Here is a 10,281-nt window from a genome sequence, read left to right as displayed (position 1 = left end):
GAGCGGATTCGCAGTCACCGCGTCGATCGGCGGGTGACGGCGAAAATCGAGTAGTCGGCTACTCGTGCCCGCGACGACGCCGCGCGGAACGCTGAGGTCATAGTTCCCCGCAGCGAGCGGAGCAGACGATGACCCGCATATTCCTGAGCCATTCCAGCCGAGACAGCCGGCAGGCGGTCGCGCTCATGCGCTGGCTCGTCGAGAACGAACCGAGCCTGGCCGGGGAGATCTTCCTCGACATCGATCCGGACACCGGGCTGGCGCCGGGGGTGCGGTGGCGCGATGCGCTCACCCGGACCGCGGCACGCTGCGAGGCCGTCGTGTGCCTGCTCTCGACCGACTGGGAGTCGTCGCAGGAATGCACCAATGAATACCGCACTGCCGAAACTCTGAACAAACGGATCTTCTGCGCCCGACTCGACGCGACGGCCGGCCGGTACACCCACGAATGGCAACATTGCGACCTGTTCGGTGACGGGCCGACCACCGAGATCACGGTCGACGGCGAACCGATCGTGTTCCGTACCGAGGGGCTGCGAAGGCTGCTGCGCGGCCTGCGCGACGCCGGGGTGGGTGCCGAACATTTCGCGTGGCCACCGCCCGGCGACCCGGACCGGGCTCCCTACCGCGGGTGGGAACCTCTCGAAGAGCAGGACGCCGCCGTCTTCTTCGGCCGCGACGAGCAGATCATCAGTGGGCTCGACAAGCTGCGGGGCATGCGGGCGTCGGGGTCCGCGTCGCTGTTCGTCGTGCTGGGGCCGTCCGGTGCGGGCAAGTCGTCGTTTCTGCGAGCGGGCCTGCTCCCCCGGTTGCGCCGCGACGACCGGCACTTCCTTCCCCTGGGCATCGTGCGCCCGGAGCGCGCCGCATTGACCGGCGAGCACGGACTGGCCCGCGCGATTCATACGACACGCGCCGAATTGGGGTTGCCCGCACCCCCGCTCGGCGAGATCAAGGCGGCGTGCCGATCGGGCGATGCCACACGGGTCACACAATGGCTGAGGGAGATTCGACAGAAGGCATCCGATCGGCTGCTCCACGACACCGGCAATGCACCCCTGCCGACCCTGATCCTGCCGGTCGATCAGGCCGAAGAACTGTTCGCGGCGGACGCGGGACCCCAGGCATCGCAGTTTCTGACACTCCTCGCCCGGCTCACACGCCATTCCACCGGCGACGACGAGCCCCTGTTCCTCGTCGCAGCGACGATTCGCTCCGACCGGTTCGAGACGCTGCAAACCGTCCCGGAGCTGGCGGACGTGCGATCCGAGCTGTTCAACGAGCTCAAGCCGATGCCGCGCACCGAGTTCAAGGAAGTCGTGTGCGGTCCTGCGGCCCGCGCCACCGCCGCGGGACGTCCCCTCGAGGTCGAGCCCGCCCTGCTGAACCGGCTGCTGTCCGCGTGCGGGCAAGGCGCCGACACCCTCCCGCTGCTGGCACTCACCATGGCCCGGCTCTACGAGGACTACGGCAGCTCCGGGCGGCTCACCCTCGCCGAATACACCGCGATGGGCGGCATGCACGCGGTCGTCCAGACCGAGATCGACAACCTGCTTTCCTCCGATCCCGACGAACGCAGCACACAACTCGAGCACCTGCGCGCCGCGTTCGTTCCGTGGCTGGCCAACATCGACCAGTACACCGACCAGCCGATGCGTCGCCTCGCCCGGTGGTCCGACCTGCCTGCGCCGAGCCGGCCGCTTCTCGACGCGATGGTCGCACGTCGGCTCCTCGTCAAAGGTGAGCGCGACGGCGACGTCGTCGTCGAAGTCGCCCTGGAAAGCCTGCTGCGGCAATGGACCGACCTCGCCGGCTGGCTCCACGAGGAACGCGACAGCCTCCGGGAGGCCGACGCGCTCGAACGAGCTGCCGCGGCGTGGCGGAAGAACAATCGGCAAGAGGCGTGGCTACTCGAGGGCGAACGTCTGACCGACGCCGAAACCTTGTCTGCGCGAAAGGGCTTCCGGGACCGCCTCAGTCCGGTTCGACCGTACCTCCTCGCATCGCGGCAACGGGAGGACCAACGTGTTGCCGACGAAAAGCTCCGCCGCGAAGCGGAGTTGGAGGCGGCGCGAGAGAAGCAAGAGGCGGCGGAAGCGCTGGCCGTTGCGGAAACGGAAGCGAGGCAGAAAGCTCAGGAATACGCCACCGTCCTGCAGAAGCAGTCGCGGAAGTTGCGGACGGTTCTCGCGGCGATGGCGGTCGTTGCCCTCGCCGCAACCGCTGCATCCGGCTGGGCGCTGCACTCCGAGCGCCTCGCCGACACTCGAAGCGACGAGGCGGTCGCGTCGCGGCTGGTGGCCGAGGCTCAGTCGATCCTTGCCGACGATGGCACCGGGAACGAGGTCCACGCTATCAACAAGTTGCTCGCTGCCCCCCATTTCGCCCGAACGGACGCCGACGCACTGGTCAGCGCTGCTGCCGACCGCCGCGACCTATTCAAGATCATCGAGATTCCCGCAATTGTCCACAGTGCCACCTACAGTCGCGACGGCACGCGGATCGTCACCGGCGACGACGGCGGCGCAGTGCGCGTGTGGGATTCGCAGACTGGTCTTTCCGTCCTCGACCCGATGCAGCACGGCGACGCGGCCGTGTTCCGGGTGGCCATCAGTCCGGACGGAACACGAATCGCGTCGGGCGACTACAACGGCGTCGTCCGTGTATGGGATTCCACGACAGGCCAACCGATCGGCACCCCGACATACGACCAGACGGCGATGGTGTCGAGCCTGGCATTCACCGACGACGGATCCCGGATCCTTTCGACGCACTCCGATGGGGCGCTCCGCTGGTGGGATCCGAATACCGGGCAACTCGACGGCGAACCGGTGACCGCTCTCGTCGGTGGTTCGGTGCAGTCGACCGCGTTCAGCCCGGACGGACGATGGCTCGCTACCGGAAGTGCCGACAACGGAATCCGGTTGTGGGATCTGTCCACTCCTGGGTACGACCTCGTCGGTGAGACGATGACGGGCCATACTCGGGTCGTCACGGCACTCGCGTTCAGCCCGGACAGCCGGCAGATCGTATCGGGCAGCGACGACGGCACCGTGCGACTGTGGGATGTCGCAACGCACCGTGAGATCGGCGACCCCATGATTACCCCGAGTCCGGCGACAAGTGTCGCCTTCGACACCGACGGACGACGCGTCGTCTCCGGAGGATTCGACGGGACGATCCGCGCCTGGGACACCGACCTGCAGCAACCCATCGGCGTACCTCTCACCGGGCATGACGGGCCCGTGGCCGGTGTGGCATTCAGTCCGGACGGCCGGCAGTTGCTGTCGGCAGGGTGGGATGCGACGGTGCGGACATGGGACGCGACCACCGCACTGCCGGTGACCGGCAGTGCCGGAAGGATCTACGGCATCGGGACCGACACGAACAGCCACCGCATCGTCTCCGCAAGTGCGGACGACGAATCACTACGTCTGTGGGACCTCGACACCGGAAAATCGCTCGGGGCACTCAGCGGGCACGACGGCACCATCGAGGTCGTCACGGCTACCGACGACGGGCACCGCCTTGCCTCGGGCGGCGACGACGGCACCGTGCGAGTGTGGGATATCGGCACCGGCCTGCCCGTCGGAGCTCCCCTCACCGGACAACAAGGTGCCGTCCGGACCGTCGACTTCAGCCCCGACGGCCGCCGGCTCGCCTCCGCAGGCGACGACGGCACCGTTCGACTGTGGAACGCCGACACCGGCCAACCGATCGGCGATCCTGTCCAGGCCCGGCACGAGGGCACAGTCAACGCAATCGACTTCAGCCCCGACGGTCACCGCCTGGTATCCGGAGGCGACGACGGCACCGTTCGACTGTGGAACGCCGACACCGGCGCACCGGTCGGCGATCCCATCCGAGTCGGGCCCGAAGTGCAGGTGGTCGGGTTCGCCGCACACGGCCACCGGGTCTTCTCGGTTTCGTTCGTCCAGGGTCTCCAGCTGTGGGATCCGGAAACCGGACAGTCGATCGATACCGTGGAATCCGGGGACAAGGCCGCCGTGTTCCCCGTCGGAATCAGTCCGGACGGCACTCGCATCGTCGCCGGCGGAACGGACTCCGCGTTGCGGCAGTGGGACCCCGAAACCGGGCGGCTCCTCGGACCGGAGATGCCCGGACACCGCGGCGGGGCGGCCGGCGTCGAATACAGCCCGGATGGGCGCTACATCGTCTCCGGCGGCTCCGAGGGCGACATCCGTCTCTGGGACGCCGAGACCGGACGGCTGATCGCGGTACCCATGACCGGCCACGCGGGGTGGGTAGCGGCCATCGCATTCACGTCCGACGGACGGCGCCTCGTCTCGGGCGGGACAGATGGCACTCTCCGGATCTGGAATCTTCCGCCGTCGACAACGGAGGAGGCATCGAACATGTTGTGTTCCAAGCTCACCCGCAACATGACCGATGACGAATGGCACGAGTGGATCTCCCCCGACATCGAACCCCAGACGTTGTGCCCGGACCTTCCTCCCGGCACCGACACCGAATGACGAAGGAGTACCACCATGCCTCACGTGACGTTCGTCCACGGCATCGGCAACAAGCCCCCGGCCGACGAATTGCTGGACCAATGGCGCATCGCGCTGTTCGACGACGACGGCCTCGATCTCGACGCCATGGGTGTCACCTCGTCGATGGTGTACTGGGCGGACATGCTCTACGCGCAGCCCGCTGCCGCGTTCACCGCCCACGAGTCCACCCTCGGGCCGGACGATGCCGCCGAGTTCGAGGTCCAGGATCCGGGCTGGATCTGCGAACTGCCCGACGACGAGCGGCAATTCGTCGAACGACTGGGCCTCGAAGTCGGAGTCGCCACGGTGGAACCCGTTCCCGGTGAGTGTGAAACGCTCGTGCTGCCGGATACGGAACTCGAAGCGATCCCACTGCCACCCGCGGTGAAGAAGCGGCTGATGCAGGTGTTCCTGCGCGACGTGCATCATTTCCTCTACGACGCTTCGTTCACGCCGCGACCGGGCGAAACCTTCCGAATTCGCAGCGATATCCGCGAGCGAGCTTTGAAAGCCTTGCAGGAAGGCGATTCCCAGCCCGGACCCCACGTCGTCGTCGGACACAGCCTGGGCAGCGTCATCGCCTACGACGCCCTGACCGCGATCAACGACGCCCCGCGCGTGGATGCGCTGCTCACCGTCGGTAGCCCGTTGGGGATCTCGGAGGTCCAGGACGGGCTGACGCCACCGTGGACTCGCAACGACGGCTGGCCGGCGCGGTGCCTCGGCGACGGCCGATGGACCAACGTATACGACCCGCTCGACCCGGTCTGCGGATTACTCGACCGGCAGATCGCGGGCGACTTCCTGCATGCCGGACAGCGGAAGGTCGCCGATGTCGGGGTGTCGAACACCGGCAGTTGGCGGCACAGCATCGGCAAGTATCTCGGCCAGCCCCGACTCCGCGATTTCCTGCGTCAGGTCCTCGAATGACGACCGTCGACGTCGCCTGGATCGACCGGATCGCCCGCTCTGCAGGCACTTTCGACTGGCCGGAGGTGGGCCGAATCGTCCAGGAGTACTGCCGATTCCTGCGCGGATCGGCCGAACAGCCTCCGGCAGAGGTCATGCGGATGCTCGCCGGGTTGCGCCGGTACCGCAGATTCGACGACGTGATTGCCGTCGCGGACGCCGCACTGGGTCGCGGACTCGACCTTCCTGCGGTGCGGCGGCAGTACGCCCAGGCGCTCGTCGACCGGGGTATGCCGGCGGCCGCATTGCATCTCTATTCCGAGCTGGCCGACGATCCGGACACGCCGGCGTCGGAGCGGATCGAGGCGCGCGGTGGGATCGGCCGGTGCCACAAACAGTTGTTCCTCACCACCGGCGACCTCCCGCGTCGGGCGCACCACCTGCGAATGTCACTCGACGCGTATCTGACGGCGCGTGACGAGGCACCGGCCCGGCCGTGGCACGCGATCAATGCGGCAGCCCTGCTCGCCCGCGCACATCGGGACGGCCTCGCCGTCCCCGGAATCGCCGATCCCGCCGTGTTGTCCCGCGCACTCGCCGCCCAGGTGCTCGGTGCGATCGAGACCGCGGCCGAACCCGACGCGTGGGGCGCTGCCACCGCCTGCGAAGCGGAGGTCGCACTCGGCGATCCTGCAGGTGCCGATACATGGCTCGACGCGTTTCTCGCCGATCCGGGAGTCGATGCGTTCAAGATCGCCGCGCTGCTGCGGCAGCTGGTGGAGGTGTGGGAACTGACCACCGCGGCCGCGCCCGGCGACACCATGCTGCCGCTGCTGCGCTCGGCGCTTCTGCATCGCGACGGCGGCGGCGTGCTGGTCCGCGATCGCGATGTCGGCACGGCCCGGCTCGCCCACCTCGAGAAGGTGTTCGGCCACGACCGCTACCAGTCGTTGACGTGGTACCGCCACGGGCTGTCGCGGTGCCGCGCGGTCGCGCAGGTGTGCACACCGTCGGAGGACGGGGTCGGGACCGGGTTCGTCGTCGACGGCCGGGATCTGCATCCGGACCTGCCGGAGCGGGTGCTCGTCACCAACGGACATGTCGTGCCCGAGGGGGTTGCCGCCGGCGACGCGGTGGTCGTGTTCCATGCGCTGGACGCCTGCACGGACCGCTTCCGGCCGGTGCGCTGCTGGTGGTACGCCCCGTCCGACGGCGCGGGGCTGGACACCTCCGTCCTGGAACTGGACGGCTGGCCCGGCGACCTCGAACCGTTGCCCGTCGCGGCACGCCTGCCCGCACTCGAACCCCGTCCGCCCCGTGCGTATCTGATCGGGCACCCGCGCGGTCTCCAACAGCCGCAGTTCTCGCTCCAGGACAACATCGTGCTCGACTACGATGACACCCGGGTGCACTATCGTTCGCCCACCGAGGGAGGCAGCTCCGGCAGTCCGGTGTTCGACGACCAGTGGCGGCTCATCGGGTTGCACCACGCAGGCGGCGTCGACATCCCGCGACTGAACCACAAGGGCGGTACGTACTCGGCGAACGAGGCGATCACGGTCGGTGCCCTCCGCGCGGCGCTCGCACACCGCGCACCCCAGGCCAGGGAGGTGGCGTGACGGTCGGCAGCGACGTGGTCGAGGTGGGTGGACGGGAGCTGGCCCTGATCCGTGTCCCGCCGGGTACACCGCCGCGACCGGGAGACCGACTCACCGCACTGCTGCGAGCAACCGGTGTGTCCCCCGGTGCCCCCGCAGTGGTCCTCGTCGGGGGTGCGGACGGTATGGCACCGTCGGACGCCGCTCTCTGCGAGCGCCTGTTCGTCCCGCTCGTCGCGATGATCGAATCCTTCGGCGCGACCTTGATCGACGGCGGCACGGACTCCGGGGTGATCGGACTGGTCGGACGGGAACGCCGCCGGAGCGGCGCCCAGGGAGTGCATCTCGGGATCGTCGCGGAAGGAACGGTGCGCTGGCCCGGACACGACGGGACACTGCCCGATTCGGCCGCGCTGGAACCGAATCACACCCACATCGTCGCCGTCGCGGGGGATCACTGGGGCGACGAAACGCCGTGGCTCGGGGCTGTCGCCGAAACCCTTGCAGCGGGATCGCCCGTCGTCACGGTGCTCGCGAACGGCGGCGGGATCGCGCGCGACGACGTCACACAGTCGCTGGCCGAGGGGCGCCCGGTTCTCGTGCTGGCGGGCACCGGCCGCGCCGCGGATCTGCTCGCCGCGACCGCGGTGTCCCCGCTCGTCACGGTCGTCGCGCCCGAACCCGACGCAGTGCGGACGGCGCTCGAGGCCGCACTGCTGGGCTGACAGCGAAATGCGCTCACCGCTTCGGAATCCGCCCACGCTGTCGCGTGAGCGACTTCGCACTCACCGCGTGGATTGCCGGGCGACTGCCCGCTCGAATCGCTGTGCGACGACGTCGAACCGCGTCAGATCGGCCCACGTCCAGCGGACGACCTCGAGACCGAGATCGCGCAGCGCGTCCTCGCGGAGTTTCTCGGCGAACACGTCGCGACGGTCGGCGTACTTGCCGGCCCCGTCGAACTCGCCGGCCACCCCGTGCCGCTCCCAGAAGAAGTCGAGACGGACGCGTCGTCCGTCGCGCAACACGATCGGATGCTGGAGCACGGGACGAGGCAGTCCGCTCTCTGCGATCCGCACCCGCGACAGCGATTCCCCGGGACTTTCACTGCGCGCGTCGAGGAACGGCACGACTGCCGCGGCCCGCGCGATCCCGCTGCGATGGCGGGCCGACGCCAACGCCGCGGGCAGCAGATCCAGCGTGTCCGGGTAGTTCCGCAGGGCCGAGTCCCCGACGACCACTGCCTGGTCCAGAGGAAGAGCCCGGGAGAGGTCCACGACGGTGCGTGCGGGAGAGGTGACAGCGAGACCGTCCACGTCGACGACGTCATCGTCGGTCCAGGTGGTCGCGTGCACGTGCAGGTGCCGGGTGCGGCGACCGTGCGATCCGGTGCGGGAGACGTGCACCTGCGCGAGATCGATGTTCCACACGTCCAGGTTCAGGAGCGTTGCCGCCGAGACATGGCTGATCACCGCGCCGGGCGGCATCGTCGACGCGACGTGCCGCGCCCGCACCCGGTGACGTGCGGGGTCGTCCAGCCGGTCATGATCGGCGCGCCACAGGTACACACCTCGCGTGAGGGCGACGAGGTCGCCGGCCCGCACCGCGGCACGAATGTGGTCGTCCGAGAAGCCCGTCGCGAGCAGGTGCGTTCGGGTCAGTGGTCGAGGGTCGGTCATGAGGCGACCCTGCCCGATCCCATCCGGCCGAACCACCCACTCCGAGCCGAAATCAGGACTTCTGTGGATGAACGACGCGCCTGTGCACAACCGTCGGATCGGTTGATGCGCCGCATGATTCGGAATCCGCCCACCCTGTAGCGTGGGCGGATTCCGAATCACCGCGCAGATCAGCCGCGCAGCACGTCCGCGACTGGGGTCGCGTCGCGTCCGATCAGGCGCTGCAGATCGCCGCTGTCGGTGTCGAGGGCTCCGGCGGCGATGCCCGCGTCGGAGTCGGCGAGAACCGCCGCGAACTGGGACGGTACCCCTGCGCCTTCGAGGACCTGCGTGTACTCCTCACGCGACAGGTCCTTGTACACGATCGGCTTCCCGACGACGCCGGACAGCGCCTCGGCGAGTTCCGCGTAGGTGAGCCGGTCGCCACCGAGTTCGTACACCTTGCCGGCGGCGTCGTCGGCGAGCAGCACGGCGGCCGCGGCCTCGGCGAAGTCCTTGCGGGCCGCTCCCGCGACGCGGCCGGTTCCCGCGGCACCGAACAGCACCCCGGTCTCGCGGGCGGTGCCGACGGCCGATTCGTAGTTCTCCCAGTACCAGCCGTTGCGAAGCAGCGCGTGAGCGATGCCGGATTCGGCGATGAGGTTCTCGGTGGCCTTGTGCTCGGCGGCGAGCATCAGCGGGCTGTTCTGGGCGTCGAGGATGCTGGTGTAGGCGAGGAATCCGACGCCGGTGGCCTTCGCGGCCTCGACGACGTTGGTGTGCTGCGGGACGCGGCGGCCGATCTCGCTGCCGGAGACGAGCAGCAGCTTGTCGACGCCCGCGAACGCCACGCGCAGCGCGTCCGCGTCGTCGTAGTCGGCGACGCGCACCTGCACTCCCTTTTCGGCGAGCTCGGCGGCCTTCGCAGCATCCCGGACCACGGCGACGATGTCGGCCGCGGCGACACCCCGCTCGAGGAGCGCGGCGATGGTCAGGCGCCCGAGATTGCCGGTCGCTCCGGTCACTGCAATGGTCATGTCGACTCCTGTTGTTGATGCTTCAACTTCTCCACCATCACAGCACTAACTATTAGTAAGTGCAAGACGGTCGCGATATCGTCGCACCATGGCCTCGGACCCAGCGCTCGCAGCGGACGTGTTCGCGCGCTGTTGCGAATCCCGCCGGACGATGCTGGACATCACCGGCAGATGGGGAACCCTCGTCCTGGTCGCTCTCGGCGACGGCACCCACCGGTTCGGGGAACTCCGGCGCCGGATCGACGGTGTCAGCGAACGCATGCTGTCGCAGACCCTGCAGCAGCTCGAACGCGACGGCTTCGTCGCACGCGACGTCCGGGCAACGGTTCCGCCGCACGTCGAATACCGCCTCACGGAGCTGGGTTCGAGATTCGCGCAGCACCTGCGCGGCCTGATCGAACTCGTGCAGGACGCGATGCCGGAAGTGATTGCAGCCCAGGAGCGCTACGACAGCGCCCACTGAGCGAAGCTCATCAGCGCAGACAGAGCGAAGCCCATCAATGCCGACTGAGCGAAGCTCACCGCAGGACGACGAGTGTCACCACCGAGTCCTCGAGCGCGA

At 68.6% G+C, this 10,281-nt stretch carries 7 protein-coding genes; 5 read left to right on the top strand and 2 right to left on the bottom strand.

From position 1 onward, the window contains the following. Nucleotides 1-128 precede the first annotated feature (128 nt). From I0Q12_RS23060 to I0Q12_RS23045, 4 genes are read left to right on the top strand one after another with little or no spacing between them, the layout of a single operon-like run. Complete coding sequence (locus I0Q12_RS23060) at nt 129-4,496, top strand: TIR domain-containing protein (RefSeq protein WP_197255083.1); 4,368 nt, start codon at nt 129-131, stop codon at nt 4,494-4,496. A gap of 15 nt (nt 4,497-4,511) precedes the next feature. Further along, a complete protein-coding gene (locus I0Q12_RS23055) occupies nt 4,512-5,447 on the top strand; it encodes a hypothetical protein (protein WP_197255082.1) in 936 nt (311 codons plus the stop codon). Then, nucleotides 5,444-7,045, top strand: coding sequence for a serine protease (locus tag I0Q12_RS23050; protein ID WP_197255080.1), 1,602 nt, complete (start codon nt 5,444-5,446; stop codon nt 7,043-7,045). Before I0Q12_RS23055 ends, I0Q12_RS23050 begins: the two co-directional genes overlap by 4 nt. Then, nucleotides 7,042-7,749: a hypothetical protein gene (locus tag I0Q12_RS23045; protein WP_197255079.1), complete on the top strand. Its 708-nt coding sequence runs from the start codon at nt 7,042-7,044 to the stop codon at nt 7,747-7,749. Before I0Q12_RS23050 ends, I0Q12_RS23045 begins: the two co-directional genes overlap by 4 nt. 60 nt (nt 7,750-7,809) lie before the next feature. Here I0Q12_RS23045 and I0Q12_RS23040 read toward each other — a convergent pair whose 3' ends face one another. Both I0Q12_RS23040 and I0Q12_RS23035 read right to left on the bottom strand, forming a co-directional pair. After that, entirely contained in the window at nt 7,810-8,703 is an 894-nt protein-coding gene (locus I0Q12_RS23040; RefSeq protein ID WP_197255078.1) for a hypothetical protein, read from the bottom strand. Between the two features lie 170 nt (nt 8,704-8,873). Next, complete coding sequence (locus I0Q12_RS23035; protein ID WP_197255077.1) at nt 8,874-9,719, bottom strand: SDR family oxidoreductase; 846 nt, start codon at nt 9,717-9,719, stop codon at nt 8,874-8,876. An 88-nt stretch (nt 9,720-9,807) separates the two neighbouring features. Between I0Q12_RS23035 and I0Q12_RS23030 the strand changes: the two genes are divergently transcribed. Continuing rightward, on the top strand, nt 9,808-10,182 hold the full coding sequence (locus I0Q12_RS23030) for a helix-turn-helix domain-containing protein (protein WP_197255076.1): 375 nt from the start codon (nt 9,808-9,810) through the stop codon (nt 10,180-10,182). Nucleotides 10,183-10,281 lie beyond the last annotated feature (99 nt).

This window comes from Rhodococcus sp. CX (assembly GCF_015865005.1).
Taxonomy (GTDB): Bacteria; Actinomycetota; Actinomycetes; order Mycobacteriales; family Mycobacteriaceae; genus Rhodococcus.
The sequence above is the reverse complement of the archived record's forward strand: the minus strand, read 5'-3'. Positions and strand labels throughout refer to the sequence as shown.

What these genes read in the sequence shown, in the direction of transcription:
- I0Q12_RS23055 (WP_197255082.1), top strand. Translation starts at nt 4,512, where the DNA reads ATGCCTCACGTGACGTTCGTCCACGGCATCGGCAACAAGCCCCCGGCC.
- I0Q12_RS23030 (WP_197255076.1), top strand. Translation starts at nt 9,808, where the DNA reads ATGGCCTCGGACCCAGCGCTCGCAGCGGACGTGTTCGCGCGCTGTTGC.
- I0Q12_RS23040 (WP_197255078.1), bottom strand. Translation starts at nt 8,703, where the DNA reads ATGACCGACCCTCGACCACTGACCCGAACGCACCTGCTCGCGACGGGC.
- I0Q12_RS23035 (WP_197255077.1), bottom strand. Translation starts at nt 9,719, where the DNA reads ATGACCATTGCAGTGACCGGAGCGACCGGCAATCTCGGGCGCCTGACC.
- I0Q12_RS23050 (WP_197255080.1), top strand. Translation starts at nt 5,444, where the DNA reads ATGACGACCGTCGACGTCGCCTGGATCGACCGGATCGCCCGCTCTGCA.
- I0Q12_RS23060 (WP_197255083.1), top strand. Translation starts at nt 129, where the DNA reads ATGACCCGCATATTCCTGAGCCATTCCAGCCGAGACAGCCGGCAGGCG.